Source organism: Novosphingobium sp., assembly GCF_036820275.1.
GTDB lineage: Bacteria > Pseudomonadota > Alphaproteobacteria > Sphingomonadales > Sphingomonadaceae > Novosphingobium.
Genome location: NZ_DAISLT010000004.1, coordinates 50343 through 67283 on the forward strand (window position 1 = coordinate 50343; position 16941 = coordinate 67283).

At 64.1% G+C, this 16941-nt stretch carries 21 protein-coding genes and 1 tRNA gene; 13 read left to right on the forward strand and 9 right to left on the reverse strand.

Annotation, left to right across the window (positions count from 1 at the left end; translation table 11 throughout):
- The first annotated feature begins 10 nt into the window (after positions 1-10).
- From fliF to V7066_RS04395, 6 genes are all read left to right on the forward strand, one after another.
- The gene (fliF, locus tag V7066_RS04370) at positions 11-1621 is read left to right on the forward strand and encodes a flagellar basal-body MS-ring/collar protein FliF (RefSeq protein WP_442947302.1); all 1611 of its coding nucleotides are present in this window, start codon (positions 11-13) and stop codon (positions 1619-1621) included.
- Positions 1622-1632: 11 nt separating this feature from the next.
- Positions 1633-1992: a flagellar motor switch protein FliN gene (gene fliN, locus V7066_RS04375; protein ID WP_334182025.1), complete on the forward strand. Its 360-nt coding sequence runs from the start codon at positions 1633-1635 to the stop codon at positions 1990-1992.
- On the forward strand, positions 1992-2450 hold the full coding sequence (locus V7066_RS04380) for a helix-turn-helix domain-containing protein (protein ID WP_334182026.1): 459 nt from the start codon (positions 1992-1994) through the stop codon (positions 2448-2450). Before fliN ends, V7066_RS04380 begins: the two co-directional genes overlap by 1 nt.
- 23 nt (positions 2451-2473) lie before the next feature.
- The gene (gene flhA / locus V7066_RS04385) at positions 2474-4573 is read left to right on the forward strand and encodes a flagellar biosynthesis protein FlhA (protein ID WP_334182027.1); all 2100 of its coding nucleotides are present in this window, start codon (positions 2474-2476) and stop codon (positions 4571-4573) included.
- 83 nt (positions 4574-4656) lie between these two features.
- Positions 4657-6135 carry a flagellar hook-length control protein FliK gene (locus V7066_RS04390; RefSeq protein WP_334182028.1) on the forward strand — a complete coding sequence of 493 codons (1479 nt, stop codon included), beginning with the start codon at positions 4657-4659 and terminating at the stop codon, positions 6133-6135.
- 12 nt (positions 6136-6147) lie between these two features.
- Positions 6148-6822: a flagellar hook assembly protein FlgD gene (locus V7066_RS04395; protein ID WP_334182029.1), complete on the forward strand. Its 675-nt coding sequence runs from the start codon at positions 6148-6150 to the stop codon at positions 6820-6822.
- Between the two features lie 93 nt (positions 6823-6915).
- Here V7066_RS04395 and V7066_RS04400 read toward each other — a convergent pair whose 3' ends face one another.
- The 3 genes from V7066_RS04400 to V7066_RS04410 form a co-directional block, all read right to left on the reverse strand.
- Positions 6916-7128 (reverse strand): hypothetical protein, encoded by a 213-nt coding sequence (locus V7066_RS04400; RefSeq protein WP_334182030.1) that lies wholly within the window; start codon positions 7126-7128, stop codon positions 6916-6918.
- A 496-nt stretch (positions 7129-7624) separates the two neighbouring features.
- Entirely contained in the window at positions 7625-8296 is a 672-nt protein-coding gene (locus V7066_RS04405; protein ID WP_334182220.1) for a peptidylprolyl isomerase, read from the reverse strand.
- Between the two features lie 85 nt (positions 8297-8381).
- On the reverse strand, positions 8382-9080 hold the full coding sequence (locus V7066_RS04410; RefSeq protein WP_334182031.1) for a GcrA family cell cycle regulator: 699 nt from the start codon (positions 9078-9080) through the stop codon (positions 8382-8384).
- Positions 9081-9175: 95 nt separating this feature from the next.
- Between V7066_RS04410 and V7066_RS04415 the strand changes: the two genes are divergently transcribed.
- The gene (locus tag V7066_RS04415; protein WP_334182032.1) at positions 9176-10081 is read left to right on the forward strand and encodes an ABC transporter permease; all 906 of its coding nucleotides are present in this window, start codon (positions 9176-9178) and stop codon (positions 10079-10081) included.
- Between the two features lie 74 nt (positions 10082-10155).
- On the opposite strand, the gene hspQ is transcribed toward V7066_RS04415, so the two are convergent.
- Complete coding sequence (gene hspQ / locus V7066_RS04420) at positions 10156-10671, reverse strand: heat shock protein HspQ (RefSeq protein ID WP_334182033.1); 516 nt, start codon at positions 10669-10671, stop codon at positions 10156-10158.
- Positions 10672-10689: 18 nt separating this feature from the next.
- Between hspQ and V7066_RS04425 the strand changes: the two genes are divergently transcribed.
- The 6 genes from V7066_RS04425 to V7066_RS04450 all read left to right on the forward strand — a co-directional run bounded on the left by V7066_RS04425 (position 10690) and on the right by V7066_RS04450 (position 13733).
- A tRNA-Ser gene (locus V7066_RS04425) sits at positions 10690-10779 on the forward strand.
- Positions 10780-10948: 169 nt separating this feature from the next.
- Positions 10949-12250, forward strand: a complete 1302-nt coding sequence (locus tag V7066_RS04430) for a tyrosine-type recombinase/integrase (RefSeq protein ID WP_334182034.1) — start codon at positions 10949-10951, stop codon at positions 12248-12250.
- A 181-nt stretch (positions 12251-12431) separates the two neighbouring features.
- Positions 12432-12623 carry a type II toxin-antitoxin system HicA family toxin gene (locus V7066_RS04435; RefSeq protein WP_334182035.1) on the forward strand — a complete coding sequence of 64 codons (192 nt, stop codon included), beginning with the start codon at positions 12432-12434 and terminating at the stop codon, positions 12621-12623.
- Positions 12624-12772: 149 nt separating this feature from the next.
- Positions 12773-13174, forward strand: coding sequence for a type II toxin-antitoxin system HicB family antitoxin (locus V7066_RS04440; RefSeq protein ID WP_334182036.1), 402 nt, complete (start codon positions 12773-12775; stop codon positions 13172-13174).
- 122 nt (positions 13175-13296) lie between these two features.
- Complete coding sequence (locus tag V7066_RS04445) at positions 13297-13530, forward strand: hypothetical protein (RefSeq protein ID WP_334182037.1); 234 nt, start codon at positions 13297-13299, stop codon at positions 13528-13530.
- The gene (locus V7066_RS04450; protein ID WP_334182038.1) at positions 13527-13733 is read left to right on the forward strand and encodes a hypothetical protein; all 207 of its coding nucleotides are present in this window, start codon (positions 13527-13529) and stop codon (positions 13731-13733) included. Before V7066_RS04445 ends, V7066_RS04450 begins: the two co-directional genes overlap by 4 nt.
- 808 nt (positions 13734-14541) lie before the next feature.
- Here the strand turns inward: V7066_RS04450 and lysC are convergent.
- The 5 genes from lysC to V7066_RS04475 form a co-directional block, all read right to left on the reverse strand.
- Positions 14542-14835, reverse strand: coding sequence for an Rz1-like lysis system protein LysC (lysC, locus tag V7066_RS28760; RefSeq protein ID WP_442947303.1), 294 nt, complete (start codon positions 14833-14835; stop codon positions 14542-14544).
- A complete protein-coding gene (locus V7066_RS04460) occupies positions 14765-15151 on the reverse strand; it encodes a hypothetical protein (RefSeq protein ID WP_334182040.1) in 387 nt (128 codons plus the stop codon). Before V7066_RS04460 ends, lysC begins: the two co-directional genes overlap by 71 nt.
- Positions 15148-15525, reverse strand: a complete 378-nt coding sequence (locus V7066_RS04465; RefSeq protein ID WP_334182041.1) for a phage holin family protein — start codon at positions 15523-15525, stop codon at positions 15148-15150. The genes V7066_RS04460 and V7066_RS04465 overlap by 4 nt, the downstream gene beginning before the upstream one ends.
- A gap of 15 nt (positions 15526-15540) precedes the next feature.
- The gene (locus V7066_RS04470; protein WP_334182042.1) at positions 15541-16131 is read right to left on the reverse strand and encodes a hypothetical protein; all 591 of its coding nucleotides are present in this window, start codon (positions 16129-16131) and stop codon (positions 15541-15543) included.
- Between the two features lie 135 nt (positions 16132-16266).
- On the reverse strand, positions 16267-16911 hold the full coding sequence (locus V7066_RS04475; protein ID WP_334182043.1) for a DUF4376 domain-containing protein: 645 nt from the start codon (positions 16909-16911) through the stop codon (positions 16267-16269).
- Between the last annotated feature and the right edge of the window lie 30 nt (positions 16912-16941).

Consider the following 16941-nt stretch of genomic DNA (forward strand, 5'->3'; position numbering starts at 1 on the left):
GAGGCGACTTTTGAACCCGTTGCGGAACTTTATCGAGCAGATCGGCCCCCGCCGGGCCCTGCTGATGGGCGGCGTGGCCCTTGCCTTGCTGGCCGGGCTCGGATGGATGGCCTTTCGCAGTCCTGCGACCGAGATGGGCTATCTCTATACCGATCTCGATCCCTCGGCGGCGAAATCGATCACCGACAAGCTGAAGGGGCAGAACGTTCCCTTCCAGCTTTCCGCCGACGGCACCGGGGTCATGGCCCCGGTCGACCGTCTGGCCGAGCTGCGCATGTCGATGGCCTCCGACCAGTTGGGCGGCAAGATCGGCTATGAAGTGCTCGATGCGGAAGAGCCTTTCGGCATTTCCTCGTCGCGCGCGAAGATGAACGAGACCCGCGCCATCGAAGGCGAACTGGTCCGTTCGATCGAAAGCCTCGAAAAGGTCAGCAAGGCCCGCGTCCACGTCGTCATGCCGGACCACGCGATGTTCGAGACCGAACCGCGCAAGGCTAGTGCCTCGGTGACGGTGAAGACCAACGGGCGCCTTTCCAGCGAGCAGATCCAGGCGATCCGCTATCTCGTCTCGTCCGCCGTTCCCGATCTCAATCCCGAGGCAGTCTCGATCGTCGACCAGACCGGCGCGCTGCTGGCGCGGGCGGGCGAGGGCGGCGATGCCGGCGCGGGCAATCTCGAGGATCGGCAGAACGCCGTCGAGGCCCGCTTGCGGAGCGAGATCGAATCGATGATCGAACCGATCGTCGGTCAGGGCAAGGTGCGCGCCGAAGTGGCCGCCGTGCTCGAACGCGATCAGGTGCGCGAGGAATCGGAAGTCTTCGATCCGAACACCCAGGTCATTGCGCACCAGACGACGGTCGAATCCAACAACCAGAGCGACGAGAACTCGGCAGGCGCGCAGGGCGTGACGGTCGGTTCGCAGCTTCCCGACAACCAGGGCAACGTCAACGGCAACGGCGGCGACGCCCGCCGCTCGGCACAGAACGAGACGTCCGAAGACACCACCTACCAGAACAGCCGCACCCAGAAGACGGCGATCCGCACCCCCGGGCAGGTCAAGCGCCTGACCGTGGCGGTCATGGTCGACGGCGGCCCGCAGGGCCTGCCCGCCGCGCAAGTGCAGCGTCTCCAGCGACTGGTCGAGAACGCGGTCGGCTTCGACAGCGAGCGCGGCGACAGCGTCGTGGTCGAGAACATGGCCTTCAATGCGCCCACCGATCTCGACGGCTCGGCCGCCGGTCTGCCCTTCGGCCTGACCTGGGACCGCATCTTCGATGTGCTCAAGATCCTGGTCGTCGGCGGCATCATCCTCTTCGCCATCAAGATGCTGAAGCCCAAGCTGGCCCCGCCGCCGCTGGTCGAAGGCGTGGTAGAGCAGCGCCTCACCGCCGACGATGCCGAACTGATGGCGCTCAAGGAACGCGCGGCAGAAGGCGACGAGGAAGCCCTGCGCCAGCTTGAGGAACAGCGCGCGGCAGAGGGCGAAATGCTCGATCAGGAAATCGCGCTGGCGCAAGTGGACGGGCGCATCAAGCTCTCCGCCCTGCGCCGCATCGGTGACGCCATCTCGGCCAGTCCCGCAGAATCCGCATCCGTAATCCGTCAGTGGATGAACAGCTGAAAGGTATGACCATGAGCGACGAGCTCGAGCCGCGCCAACTCGCGCCAGCTCACCTGACCGACGAAATGCCCGCCGACGCGAACGTCGAGGAAACGGCCATCCCGCCGCGTCCGACCACGCCGCCGACCCCCGACGATCTTCAGGCCGTGTTCGACGTGCCGGTGAAGGTCCAGGCCGTGCTCGGCCGCTCGCGGATGGATATCGGTGACCTGCTGCGCCTGAAGCCGGGCATGGTGGTGGAACTCGACCGCCGCGTCGGCGAGCCGGTGGACATCTTCGTCAACAACCGCCTGATCGCGCGCGGCGAAGTCGTGCTGATCGACAGCACGCTGGGCATCACGCTCACCGAAATCGTCCGGCAGGAAGCATGATGTCCACGCCCGAACACGATCCGACCCGGCTGATGCTGGTGGGCGATCTCGGAAACGCGATGGGCCTTGCGGTCGAGATGGTGCGCGGGTCCCCCGCCAGCATCGCCGTGGGCACCGCGAATTCCACGGTGTTCGAGGACTGGCAACGCGCGCGCAACGACCTCGTGGTCGTCGACATCGCGGTGAATCTGGAGGACGTGCTGGCCCGGCTGCGCGGCAAGACTGCGGGAGAGGGAGAAGAGGCATCTCCTTCCGTCGGCACCGCGGTTTCCGAACTGGTGGGGCAGAACATCGCCGACGTCGAACGGGAACTGATCCTCAAGACGCTGGAGCATTGCCGCGGCAATCGCACCAATGCGGCCTCGATGCTGGGCATTTCGGTCCGGACCATGCGCAACAAGCTGCGCACGTTCCTGTCCGACGGCGTTGCCGTGCCTCCCGGCCTGATCCGACACTGAATTTCTAGACTTCGGGTGATCCGATGAACGCAATCGTCTCTCAAAGGCTGGACCAGCTTCTGACCCGCCTCGGCCCCAGCCGCGATCTCGCGCTGGCGCTGGGCGTCAGTGCCATCATCGGCATGCTGATCCTGCCGATGCCGGGCTGGCTGCTCGACATGGGCCTTGCCCTCTCGATCACCGCCTCGGTGCTGATCCTGATGACGGCGCTGTTCATCGAGAAGCCGCTTCAGCTCTCCAGCTTCCCGACGATCCTGCTGATCGTGACGATGCTGCGTCTGGGTCTGAACCTCGCCTCGACGCGCCTGATCCTTGGCCACGGGCACGAGGGGCACCATGCCGCAGGCGGCGTGATCGCGGCCTTCGGCGAGTTCCTGATGGGCGGCGAGACGGTCATCGGTCTCACCATCTTCGCGATCCTCATCGTCATCAACTTCGTGGTCATCACCAAGGGTGCGGGCCGCATCGCCGAAGTGGCGGCGCGCTTCAGCCTCGATGCCATGCCCGGCAAGCAGATGGCGATCGACGCCGATCTCAATGCCGGCACGATCACCGAATCCCAGGCCCGCGAGCGCCGCGCCGAGATCGAGGCCGAAAGCGGCTTCTACGGCGCCATGGACGGTGCCTCGAAGTTCGTGAAGGGCGATGCCGTCGCGGGGCTTCTCATTACCGCGATCAATATCGTCGTCGGCCTCATCATCGGCGTTGCCATCCACGGCGTGCCGTTCAGCGAGGCCTTCACCACTTACACGATCCTGACGGTCGGCGACGGTCTCGTCAGCCAGATCCCGGCGCTGATCGTCTCGACTGCAGCAGGCCTGCTGGTTTCCAAGGGCGGCGTCGTCGGCAAGACCGGCACGGCGCTGGGCGAACAGCTCGGCCGCTACCCGAAGGCTTTCGGCATCGTCGGCGTACTGATGGGCGTGCTTTCGCTGATGCCGGGGCTGCCGTTCTTCCCCTTCGCCTCGCTCGGCGGCCTCTGCGGCTGGTTCGCCTGGTCGATGTCGCGCAAGGCCCAGGCCAGTGCCGCGCAGGAGCGCATGCAGGAGGCGATGGCCAAGCAGCAGCAGATGGAAGCCCAGGCCGAGGAACCGATATCGCGCACGCTCGCCATCGACGCGCTGCGCATCGAACTCGGCTACGGCCTGCTGCCCCTCATCAACGATTCCGAGGCCGAGCCGCGCCTCGACGACCAGGTGCGCGCGCTGCGCCGCCAGATGGCGATCGACTACGGCTTCGTGCTGCCGTCGGTCCGCATCCTCGACAACATGGCGCTCCAGCCGAACGAGTACATCGTCTTCGTCAAGGAGACCGAGATCGCGCGCGGCGAACTGCGCATCGGCAAGCTGCTGCTGATCAACGCGGGCGGTCAGGACGTCGGCATTCGCGGCGAGCCGACCAAGGAGCCGGTATTCCAGCTTCCGGCGCTCTGGATCGACCGCGACATGCGTCAGGAAGCGGGCTTCCGCGGCCTCACGGTCGTCGATTGCGGCACTGTCGTCACCACTCACCTGACCGAGATCGTCAAGGACAACATCGCCGACCTACTCTCCTACACCGAGACGCAGAAGCTGCTGAACGAAGTCCACAAGGACACCGAGAAGCTGATCGCGGACCTGATCCCCAGCAAGATCTCGATCTCCGGCGTGCAGCGTGTGCTTCAGAACCTGCTGTCCGAAGGCATATCGATCCGCGACATTCCGACGATCCTGGAAGGCGTCGCAGAAGCCACGGCGATGACCGGCAATCTCACGCAAGTGACGGAGCATGTCCGCGCTCGCTTGGCCCGGCAGATCTCGGCGCAGCAGACGATCGACGGGACGATCCCGATCGTCACCCTGGGCGGCGAATGGGATGAGGCCTTTGGCGAGGCCATCGTCGGGCAGGGCGACGATCGCCACCTGGCCATGGCGCCCTCGCAGCTCCAGGCCTTCATTGCCTCGGTGCGCGACACCTACGACCGTCTGGCTGGGCAGGGCGAGATTCCCTGCCTGCTCACCAGCCCGCCGCTGCGGCCTTTCGTCCGCTCGATCATCGAGCGTGTGCGCCCGGCGACCGTGGTGCTGTCGCAGAACGAGATCCATCCCCGTGCGCGCCTGCGCAGCCTCGGTGCGGTGGGCTGATTACAGGATGTGCGACCGGGTAGGCCGCAATCCTTCTATTATGAAATGATGGCCGCAATTCGTCGGCCGGGAGACGACCAGTAATGCCGGTTTCCGTGAATTCCCTGTTTCCTGTGGCCGCCGGAGTCGGAACCACTGCCCCTCAGGCCGTCTCTCCGGCTGGGGCGGCCGACAGCCTCTCCGGCAGTGCAAGGCAGGCCACGGGGTCTTTCCAGTCGCTGCTCGGTGCGGCCCAAGTCGCTTCGACGAAAGCGGCGGGGCTTGCGGTCGCTGCGACACCGGGCACCGAGCAGCCCGCCGACCTCGCTGCCGTAGTGGCGACGTCTGCCGATCTCGCTGCCGTTGTGGCGACGCCGGCCGATACTCTGGCTGGCGAGGTCGACGCGCTGCCGCAAATCGCTGCGGAAGCGCCGGTGCAGGAAGCCATTGCGGCTCAGGCCAAGCCTGTCGATCTCGGTTCTTCGGCCAAGCCCGCAGAAGTGGCGCACGCAGCAGCGGCTGACCACATCAAGCCGCAAGTGGCGGCCAGCGAACCGATCCTGCCGCAACTCGTGAAGCAGGCGGCCTCGGCCGAACCGGTGGCGCCGACTGCGGAGGCAGAGAAGACGGGCGAGGAAGCGGCTCCGGTACAGGACGATGCCGAAGCGCCGGCGACGAAGCACGAGGACGGCGATGCTTCCGCCGTCGTTCTGCCCGTTCAGGTGCAGGCGCCCCAGACCGCGCCGAATCAGGCCTTGGCCGCTGCGGCTTCGATCCAGCCGCAACTCGCGGCCACGCCGCAGGATGTTCACGATGTTGCCTCGGCGGATGCCGCCAAGGGCGCGTCGGAAAACAAGGGCAAGGTTTCCGCCAAGTTTGCGAAGACGGCAGATGCTGCAACGTCCACGTCGTTCGCGTCTGCAGCCAGCGAGCCTGCCGGTTCGCGCAGTCCGGGCACGGCGGGAGATACGGGGGCAAACGGTGCCGCTGCGGCCGAGGCTGCCCCGGATCGGGGCGCTGCATCGTCCGATTCAAACCTTTCCACGCCGCTGTTCACGCAGACTCTGGCGAACACGACCAGCCGCCCGGGAGCGCTGCCTTACACGCCCACTGCAAATGCCGCGCCGCAAAGCGCCACGGTCTCCGTGCAGCAAGGCCAGTTCGGCAACGATATCGGCGTGGAAATCGCCCGCGCGCTCGACAAGGGCGGCGAAGACCTGCTCATCCGTCTCGATCCGCGCCACATGGGCCGGATCGACGTGCGGCTCTCCTTCGATCACGACGGCGTCCTGCGCGCGGTCCTCTCAGCCGACAGCGCCTCCTCGCTGGACATGCTGCGCCGGGAAAGCACCGACCTGAACCGCGCCCTGGCCGATGCCGGCGTGCGCAGCGATGGTCAGTCGCTGCGCTTCGACAGCCGCTCCGGCGGGCAGGGCGGCCAGCGCTGGCAGGGTGAGCAGCAGGGGCAGCAGCAGGCGGGCCTCCAGTCCCGTGGCGGCGGCCTTCCGGACGGTTTCGGCGGGAGCGACGACCCGATCTATCGGTCGCTGCGTAGCAGCGGCCATGTCGATCTCATGGCATAAGGCATCAAGGCAATGACCACCGTTTCAGGCACTTCGTCCACGACGACGAACGACAACACAGCAGCTTCTTCTTCGGGCCTGCTGGCCGACTACAACCTGTTCCTCAAGCTGTTGACCACGCAGATGACGAACCAGGATCCGCTCGATCCGATGGATACCTCGGACTACACGCAGCAGCTGGTACAATATTCGCAGGTCGAACAGTCGATCCAGCAGACCGGCAAGCTTGGCGATATCCTCAGCCAGATCGCGTCGCAGCAGATGTCCACGGCGTCGAACTACATCGGCCGCGAGGCACGTTTCGATTCTCCCGTGGCGGGTCTCGGCGATGCACCCGCGCACTGGACCTACTATGTCGACGGTACGCCTTCCGCGATCACGGCGACGATCAAGGACTCCGCAGGCAAGGTCGTGAACACGGTCACGCTCGATCCCAAAAGCCAGGGCACCTATGAATGGGACGGCACCAAGGCGGACGGCACGAAAGCGGAGAACGGCGCCTACACGCTCTCGGTGGAGGCGACCAATGCGGCAGGTGACAAGCTGGACACCACGATCAACTCGGTGGCGGTCGTCAGCGATGTCGTGACCGACGGCACCAACATCATGCTGGGCGTGAACGGCATCCGCATGTCCGCCTCGGGCCTCGTCGCGATTGCGGCGGCCGGCACCAATATCGATAACTGAGAGGGCACCGGAAGGTTCGCCGAAAGGGAATCTTCCGGTCATTACCCCTGAAAAGCGAAGCGCCCCCGAACCATGGTTCGGGGGCGCTTTTCGTTAGGACTGGCCTACCGTGCTGTGGCAGTGATCCCTGTCGATGACGGCGACCATGCCGGGACTTTCCGAAGCCTGCAACGCCACGTCGAGACGCGTGCAGCCCGGTATGCGATCCGGCAGGGCCAGGACCATCAGGCAGTCCGCAATTGACGGATCGTCGATCGGGCCGATCAGTTCGTCGACTTCCTCATAGGACATCTCCGATTGGCTCATGCAGCGAAGCGCGGCCGCCTGCCAAAGTTGAGAAGCTGAATCAACTCTCAATTTCAGCGAGAACCAGAACTCTTCGTGCGAAACGACAGTTGGACCGGCGTCACCGGCGCAATTGAATGGTAAATTTTCTATCATCGCACTCTCAACAGTACATCAGACCGAATAGATGCAGTCCGTGCCCCCGGACCTGAGAGGTAATTCCACAACCCCTGCGACGAGCAATGGCTGCGGGCCTCGGCAGGACCAACTAAGGGATTTCCCGTAATCGATCAGAAACGGGGTAAACCATTTCTTACCGTTCCATTTCGGACATTGACCTGGATCAATTGCGGCATCGTGACGCGTTGAGAAAAAAGGGGATTATCCCTGAAAGAAACGTCACACGGAGGCGCGCCGCCTATAGCAAGGGTCGGCGGGGGCGGGGATGAAATCTTGTTAACAGGGGGTGTGCCGAGCCGCTGAAGCGGCCAACGGCGCTTTGCAGCGTTGCGCCCGGTCAGGGCGCGGCGGAAGAGCCGGGTGCTTCCGGCATTTCCGGCGATGGTGTCGACGGCGGCGGGGCGGGGACCCGGCGGACGCTGACGATCTTCACCGGCGGTTCCAGCATCTGTCCTTTCATCACGCCTTCGCCCTTGGTGGCCGAGCGTGGCTCGTCCCAAATCCTGTGCACTACGTCCATGCCGGAGACGACATGGCCGAACGCCGCGAAACCGGCGCGGCTTTCCGGATTGTCGGAAGCGGGCTGGGCATCGAGCGAGGGAATGTCGCCGAGCATGATGGTGAAGTCGGCGGTGGCACTGCCGGGCGCGAAACGCGCCATCGAGATCGTTCCGGCCTTGTGGCTGATCCCGGTCGCGCTGGTCGGTTCGTGCGCCACGGGCGGGAAGACGTTCACACCCTGAAGACCGCCCTGCAGCAGGCCGTTGGGCGCATCGCCCCAGTCCAGGTGCATGGCGCGGTAGAAGGTCGCGCCGTTGAAGCGCTTGCTATCGACGTACTTGAGGAAGTTGGCGACGGTGAGCGGCGCGTGGGTCTTGTCGAGGTCCAGCACGATCGCACCGGCATTGGTGGTCAGCGCTACGTAGACATGCTCGACGGGCGTTGCCGGGGCAGGGGCGACGGATGCAGCTGCCGCCGAACCGTCCTGGGCATATGCAGGAATCGTCATGGCCAGCGCCGTGCCGGCCATGAACAGAAAAGACGCGGCAGGCAGCCGGATCACCGACATCGCGCGCCGCGTCTTCGTCATGGGATCAGCGGACCCGCGGGCCGCCGAAGGGCAGCGGCGGAGGAGGACGGCGGGCACCGCGCGGAAGCTGGGCCTGATAGGCGCGGCCGCAGTGCTCGACGCAATAGGGGAAGCCGGGGTTCACCTTGTCGCCGCAGAAGTGGAAGTCCGGCTCGCCGGGGTGGCCCATCGGCCAGCGGCAGACGCGGTCGTTCAGGTCCAGCAGGCTGGTCTTGTCGGCGATCTCGGCGCTCGGCTTGGCCGGAATGAGGCGGCGCGGCGGTGCGGGCGGGATCGGCTGCTGCTGATCGCCCGGACCCTGGCGCAGGAAGCCGCCGGGACCGACCGAGACCACGCGCGGTCCCTTGGGTGCCACCGGCGCGGCATCGTCGGCCGCGACCGGCGGTGCGGCCGGTTGCGGCGCGCGCGGCGCAGGGGCGGCGGGCGGCGGCGGCGCGGCGCGCACGACCGGGGCCTCGACCTTGGGTTCGGGCGCAGCAGGCGCAGCCTCTACCGGCTTCGGCTTCTTGGGGGCAGGCGCCGGGCGCGCAGGCTTCTCATTGGCCTTGACCGGGGAGGGGCGTGCCTTGAGGCCGAGGCGGTGCGCCTTGCCGATCACTGCATTGCGGCTCACGCCGCCGAGTTCGTCCGCGATCTGGCTGGCGGTGGCACCGCCCTCCCACATCTTGGTCAGCTTCTCGATCCGCTCGTCCGTCCAGCTCATTCGTGTTCCATCTCTTCATCGGGCGAAGTGAGAATCGCCCCAAAATTCCGTGGCGCGGCTTGCCTTGGAAAGCCGCAGCCGATACTCGCCGGTCCATGCCCGATCAAACGAATTCGACCGACCTGCCGACGCCCGGTGGGATCGTGCCCGAAAGCATCGCACCCCGCACGGTGTCGGCCCGCCAGTTCCCGGCGAAGGGAGAACCCCAAATCCACCAGGTGAACTGGGAGGGGCTCAAGACCCTTTATATGAAGGAGGTCAGGCGCTTCTTCAAGGTCCAGACCCAGACGATCTGGGCACCGGCGATCACGACCCTGTTGTTCCTGGTGATCTTCACCGTGGCGATGGGCCGGGGCGGGCGCGAAGTGCTCGGCGTCAACTTCGCGACGTTCGTGGCGCCGGGCCTGATCGTCATGGGCATGATGCAGAACGCCTTCGCCAATGCTGCCTTCGCGTTCCTGGCCGGCAAGATCCAGGGCACGATCATCGACTATCTGATGCCGCCGCTGAGCGAGGGCGAACTGATGCTGGCGATGATCGGCGCCTCGGTGACCCGCGCCGTGCTCGTGGGCCTGGCGCTGACCGGAGCGATGCTGCTCTGGCCCGGCGTCGATCTCTCGATGGCCCATCCCTGGGCGGTCGTGTGGTTCGGCCTGACCGGCGCGATCTTCCTCTCGCTGCTCGGCCTGCTCTCGTCGATCTGGGCCGAGAAGTTCGATCACAACGCTGCCGTCACCAATTTCGTGATCGCGCCGCTCTCGCTGCTGTCCGGCACGTTCTACGTGATCGACAACCTGGCGCCGACGTTCCAGGCGATCAGCCGCCTGAACCCGTTCTTCTACGTGATTTCGGGCTTCCGCTTCGGCTTCCTGGGCGTCAGCGACATCGGCGATACCAACATGGCAGTGCTGCACAGCGCGCTGGGCATGGGCCTGCTCGATGCGGTGTTCGCCGGCATCGTCTACATGGTCCTGCGCTCGGGCTGGAAGATCAAGGGCTGACCGCGCACCCTATATAAGGGCGCTTTCGAAAATCCCGGCCGGACTTCCGGTCGGGGTTTTCGTGTTTGGGCAACTCAGTGCGTCAATCCGCGCCGCAAGTGATAGCGCCCTTTGTCGAAATCCTCGAATATCTGCGAGAGCGAGGGATGGTCGACCGGCCCGCCTTCCGCGTCGTCCATCAGGTTCTGCTGGCTGACATAGGCGACGTAGCTGGATTCCTCGTTCTCGGCGAGGAGGTGGTAGTAGGGTTGGTCGCGCCGTGGGCGCACGTTGAGAGGAATGGATTCGTACCATTCCTCGCTGTTCGCAAAGACCGGATCGATATCGAAAACGACGCCGCGGAAGTCGTGATTCCTGTGGCGAACGACATCGCCGATTCCGAATCGCGCTCGTGTTTCACGCGGTGCATCAATGATGCGGCCGGCCGTCGGAGAAAAAAATGAGGCCTTGTTCATGCGGGAAATATAGGTTTCCTGCGGTTTGCTCACAAGGATTGCTTGTGGATAATCCCCATTTTTGAAAAGAAGGGCTTGGCAAGCCCGAAAGGTCAGGCTAGTGGCGCGCTTCCCGACCCGATGGAGACCTTCCATCGCTATCGCATCTCTAGCGGAGAGGTGGCAGAGTGGTCGAATGCGCTGCACTCGAAATGCAGTGTACGGGCAACCGTACCGTGGGTTCGAATCCCACCCTCTCCGCCACTTACCCATCCAGATCAACCCCAAACAGTCCCGCAAGGGGCTGATTTCGTGCGTTCTGTCGGCTATACCTTGTCCCAATCGGTCCCGTTTTGTTCCTTCCCTGCAAGGGGTATCGTGGGGTACAAGGCGGGGTATTGCGGAAAGGAGGGGGTACGATACCCCGAGGCGCATGCTGACAGACAAGGAAGTGAAAAACGCCGAGCCGCGCGACAAGCCGTATAAGCTGTCGGACGCGAACGGTCTCTATCTCTATGTCGCGAAGACGGGCTTGAAGTCCTGGCGCTTCAAGTTCCGCCTCCATGGGCAGGAGAAGCTTCTCACCTTCGGGCCCTATCCCGAGGTCAAGCTGAGCGAGGCGCGCGCGAAACGCGATGAGGCCCGGCAGCGCATCCGCAACGGGGAAGATCCGTCCGGCGCGCGGAAGCGCAAGCAGGAGGAGACCAGGAGGGCGCGCTTCGAGGCAGCACAGGCGCTGAGCTTCGAGACGATCGCCCGCACCTGGCACGAACAGTACAAAGATCGCTGGACACCGGTTCATCAGGCCGATGTCCTGCTGTCGCTCGAACGCGACATCTTCCCCTTCTTCGGCACCCTTCCGCTGGCGGAGATCGATTCTCCCACCATCCTGCGGGTTCTGCGCGCGGTCGAGGACCGCGGAGCGATCGAAACGGCGCGGCGGCTGCGTCAGCGCGTGTCGGCCGTGTTTGTCTATGCGATCGGGGAGGGCATCGCGACGGTCGATCCCGCGGCGGTCGTGCTCAAGGCCCTGAAGCCTATGCCCAAGGCGGGGCGGCAGCCGGCGCTGGCCAACCCGACGGAAGGTCGCAAGCTGCTGAAGGAGGCGGAGGCGAGCGCGGCGTCGCCTATCACCAAGCTCGCTTCGCGGCTTCTCGCGCTCACACAGGCCCGGCCGGGAATGGTCTGCGCCGCCGAATGGAGCGAGTTCGAGGGCATCGACTGGAGCGACCGCCAGTTCGGGCCGTTCCAGCCGCTATGGCGGGTCCCGGCGCACAGGATGAAGCTGAAGGTCGATCAGAAGGACGAAGAGGTCTTCGAGCACCTCGTGCCGTTGTCCTGGCAAGCTGTCGACGTGCTGCGCGCCGTGCGGCGGCTCACCGGCCGGGGGCGGCTGGTGTTTCCTGGGCACCGGAGCAGCGGGCGCCCGCTCAGCGGCAACGCGATGAGCTACCTCTACAATCGTGTCGGCTATCACGGTCGGCACGTCCCGCACGGCTGGCGCGCGACCTTCTCCACCACGATGAACGATCTTGCCAAGAAACGGCTGCGGCCCGACGATTCGGACGTCATCGAGTTGATGCTTGCGCACGTGCCGGAGAACAAGGTGAAGGCCGCCTATGACCGCGCCGGGCACATGGAACGCCGCCGCGAGCTGTCCCAGGAGTGGGCAGACATGCTCATGAAGGGCATGTGCCCAGCCGACGACATTCTGAGCACGCGGCGGCGGAATTGAATCGTTTTGCGGGATGGGATGCCGTGACATCGATCACGGCATCCCGATCTACTGATGGTCTACGAACAAAGCCGACGGAAGCGGCATCTCCGATCTCTTTTCTATGCACACTCATACACATAATCCTTGACAATCTGTTCGTTTGTGTGTATTCGATACACACCTTAAACAGCAGGAGATTGTGTTGCGAAGTAGAGAAGTCATAAAAATGCTCGAAGATGCCGGTTGGTTTGAAGTACGACAGAAAGGTAGCCATCAACAGTTCAGACATGCCGAAAGGCCCGGAACTGTAACGGTGCCACACCCCAAGAATGAATTGGGCGTCGGAACACTCAAAAGCATCGAGAAGCAATCTGGGGTGAAGCTGCGGTAGCAGCTTCACTTTCTTTGTTTTTAGGCTTGGCGTTCGAAGATATTTTTCAAGAAGGTATTGAAGCAAATTTCAAACAAACATTGACAAAAAATCTAGGGTGTGTATATGTGTGTATATCAGATGATGATTGACCACACAGGAAATTGAAAATGGCTACCGTTGTTTATCCCGCCATTGTTGAGCGGGCTGGGGACGGATTTAGCGTGTTCTTCCCCGATCTCCCCGGCCTTACGACCGCCGGCACCACCGTCAACGAGGCGGTCCTAAACGCAGAAGACGCTTTAACCGGCCACCTACTGGTGTCTTCGGAATATGGCGATGAACTCGCACATCCGAGCGACATCCTTGATTTGGAGCATGACCCCGAAGTCGAAGAGGTTGCTCGCGTTTTGGTGCGCGGCGAGGCCCCTGGCAAAAGCGTTCGCCTCAACATCACACTTGATGAGGGGCTTGTTTCCGCCATCGATCGAGTTGCCACCAATCGCTCGGGCTTTCTCGCAGAAGCCGCTCGCGTACTATTGGCGCAGCGACGAAAGCTCGAAGCCGCGTAACCACGTCCTTCCAACAACGACCCGCCAGCACCCACTGGCGGGTGTCCTCCTATGCGCCTTTCCAAAGCGGAACAAATGTGGAACAAGTCCGGACGTCATGGGACGATTCGGGACGGTTTCATATGGATATTCGGGAAGTCAGCGCAGCCGCCGTCATACCGTTTGGCACGTGGCTTGTGGCCCAGCAGGGCCGGGGCGGCTTCATCGGCGGCCTCGCTGATGCAGCGGCTGGTGACCGGACGTTCCCGCGCGCCGGAGACGTCGAGGCCGCGAGGAAGTGGCTACAGCGCCGCATGGCGAGCGGGGACGACTGGGAGGCGCTCGACGACGCCGAACTGGATTGGCTCGCCCTGTGAGCGCTGCGGTCCACATCTACCCGCGCGAGGGCTTCCTGCTGAACTCGGGCCATTGCGGCGCGCCGAGCGAAGACCGGCTATCGCTCTGCCTGAAGCCCAAGGGGCATGACGGCGATCATGAACTGGTCTGCTGGGAGGGGTTTCGCGTCCGAGCACCCTGGGGCAAAGGAGAGACCGTCCCCTTCCGTGGTTTCGCGGGCTGAAACGAAAAGAGGCCGTCCCCCGCAAAAGGGACGGCCTCTAACTCGGTGGAACCGGGGGTGGTACTCCGCCGAACCTCGGGATTAACATGTCGCAAGGGCGGTTGTTCCCGCGTCAGATTGCAGTGACCAAAACCGTTAGTGGGCAAAAACAGGAGCCGCAGCATGGAGGGCAGCCAACCTCACGCGATTTTCGCGTCTGTCATTGGGGGCGTCGCACTCGCGGCTACTGGTATTCTCGGCGACAGTCTTTTCAGCTACCGCGTCCGGGTTGTGATGGCAGTGATTGGCTGCTGCCTGATCCTTGTCGGTGTGACGGTCCTCTAGTTCCAAACGAAAAGAGGCCGCCCCTTGCGACACGGGCGGCCTCCAGTCCGGTGCGTCTCGGGTGATTCAGCACAGGACACTGTCCCTGTGACAGTGCGGGGTTAACATCCTGCAAGGGCGGTTGTTCCCGACCCCGCGCGTGTTACCTTCGACTTGGCTGCGGCTGCACGGATGGACGTGTCCCATGCTTGAGGATCGCGAAAGCGATCGGACCAGGCGGAGTGAAGGCTGCTTGGTAGCCGGTGTCGAGCCCGGTCCGCAGCTACTACACCAAAAAAATGGACCACGCAGAGAGGCATTCGGCCGCGAGGCTTAGTTGCAGCATGAAGTGTCCGACCGACACAGACTGATGCCGACGTGGCGATCAATCACGCTGATTCAGGCGCGCCTCGGCTTAGAGACGTGGGTCGCTATCGCCCAAGGTGGGCTTGTAGCTCCCGGCAGAGCCTGCTTGTTCCCTACATCTCGAAATAGTCGAGGCGGGTCATCTTTTCTCCGGCAGGTTTCCTGCAGCGGCGCGAGCCTCAGCGTCATGTGCCCGGATCGCGTCCACCTTCGCGGCGCACTTCTCGAACCCCTCCTTGTAGATGCCCCGGCTCGTGACGATGTCCGCCGTGGTCTCGAGCGGGATGTCCTTGACGGTGCAGCGCGCCATCAGCCCGGCCGGGATGCCCTCATAGGCGGGCGGGGGCGGGGCGGAGGCTACGTCACTTCTTTTCGAGCAAGCGGCGCAGGTCAGCAGGGATAGGGCGAGACAGATATTCCTTAACCTCGGCATTGCTGGCCTCCAGATCCTTCAGTTGTACGGCGGCGGCGGCGTTCTGCTGCTCGATCAGCGCGAGCTTGTCCTCCAGCAGCAGCACGTTCTTGTGTTCGAGGGCGCGCAGGCGGTCCTGCTCGGCGGCGTGAGCCGCCCACCCTTTGTTCGTGGCGACCAGCTCGTCGATCTTCCCGTCCTTGTTGGCGATCTGGTCATTCTGGCGCTGGATCTGCATCCAGCCGATGATGCTGGCCCCGATCCCCGACACGGCGAGCACGCCCACCATGGCGAAGATCTGCGATCGGTAGGGCGCGAGCAGACTGAGTAGCTTCACGGCTGATCTCCTTGCGATGCGTTCTCCCGGCCCTTGGCCGCAGCGACGCGCTTGTCCGTGTTGGCGCGCAGCTTGATTCCGAGCTTCTCGTAGACGAGCCGCTCCAGGAGCCGGATCGACACATTCGCGCCGAGCCAGCCGAACACGCCGACGATCACGCCCGACCACAGCGGGTCGAGCGCCATCGCGCGGCAAAGGAGCATGACGAGGAAGCCAACGAACCCGGACGCCACCGCTTCAGTAGCGGCGCGCGGGCCGTTCAGCTCGTTGCCCTTGTCGTGCTCCCGCATGACGTATCCCAGCAGGCCGCCGAAAGCGGCGAGCAGGAAGTATCCAACCGACGTGAGCCAGTCGGACAGGGAGAAGTTTTCCATAAGCCCCCGTTTGGTTCAGCGAGCCCATTCGCCGGTTTTGCCGTGCAGCCAGGTCAGGAACTGGCCCACGGTCTTGCCCTTCAGGATCGAAGGATTTGCCTTGGTTGCGGCCTCGCCCGCGATCTCGTCGGCGCGGGCGTCGACGTCGGCGGCGATGACTTTTGCAGCGGTGCCCGCGCCGAAGAAGTGGGCCGCGTAGAGCGAGGCCTTGTTGATCGCGATTTTCTTACCGCGCAGCGAAACCGCGTTCTTTTCGGTGAAGGTTTTCACGCGTGCGAGCTGCTCCTCGGCGGTCGGCCTGAGCCCGCCGAACGCGAGGCGCATGTCGGAGCCCCACTTGCCGCCTTCGCCGATCCACGTCGCTTTCAGGAACTGATAGAGGCCAGATCCGCTGGAGCTGGCAGCCTTGACGTAAGGCCGGTCGCCGCTCTCGATCTTGGAGAGCATCGGCCAATAGTCGTCGGGGATGTCGGTCGCGGGCATGCGCTGTGCTCCAAATGCGTCGAGGAGATTATTGAGGGCAAGGATATTGCCGGGATCGTTGAACAGGCCGGGTGGGCTGATGGCGCGAACGGCATCGAAAGTGTCTTTGCGGGGATCGGTCATGGCGGTCTCGCTGATTGCGGGAGGGAACGGTGACAGCAGCCTTCGCCCGCAGCGGCGACCCGCGCGGTTTTCGGTTGGGATTGAATCTGCTGAGGTTGTGGTTGGCGGCCTGTCCGGGCTGCCGCTACGCGGTGGTTACTCGGGCCAACCGGCGAGGATCTGAGCCTCGATGTCGACGATCTCTTCCTCGGTTGTGCCCTGCGCGATGGTGGCGATGAGCGCATCCAGCTCATTCTTCCGGCGTTGGCCCGCCTCCACGAAGGTGCCGACGGTCTTGCCGAGCTGGATCATGTCGGCAGCATCGAGGGCGACGATGGAGTTGTCCGCCATGCGCCAATCGGTGGCGAAGTCCTCGTTGCCCTGAAGTGCCAGCATCGCCATGACCACGGAGCCGGAGATGTTCACGCGGCTCGTGGCATCGGTTTCCACTCGGCGGGTCTCGCCCTGGATCTCGACGAGGCACCCGCCGTCGCGCACCTGGTCGCGCCGGTTGCGAACCTTGGCCAAGAGCAGCGCGCGCTTCGAGACGTAGATGAAGTCGGAATCGCTGGAGAGCTCCGCGCCGGGGAACGGACCGGCGGCCGAGACCATCCACTCGCTGACGACGCGCTGCGAGACGTTCTCCTCGGCAATCGTGCCATCGGGCAGAGCAAAGCTCCTCGCGCCAAAGAAAGTGCTTGGCTTGCCCCCCGGCACAGGCTGCGGCTCCGAAGAGATGGTCTCAATCGCGACCGAGACGCTGGGGCCGTCAACCGTGAGTGCGCCAATCTTGTGGAACATGGGGGTTGCCCCCAGGATGTCTTGAATGAT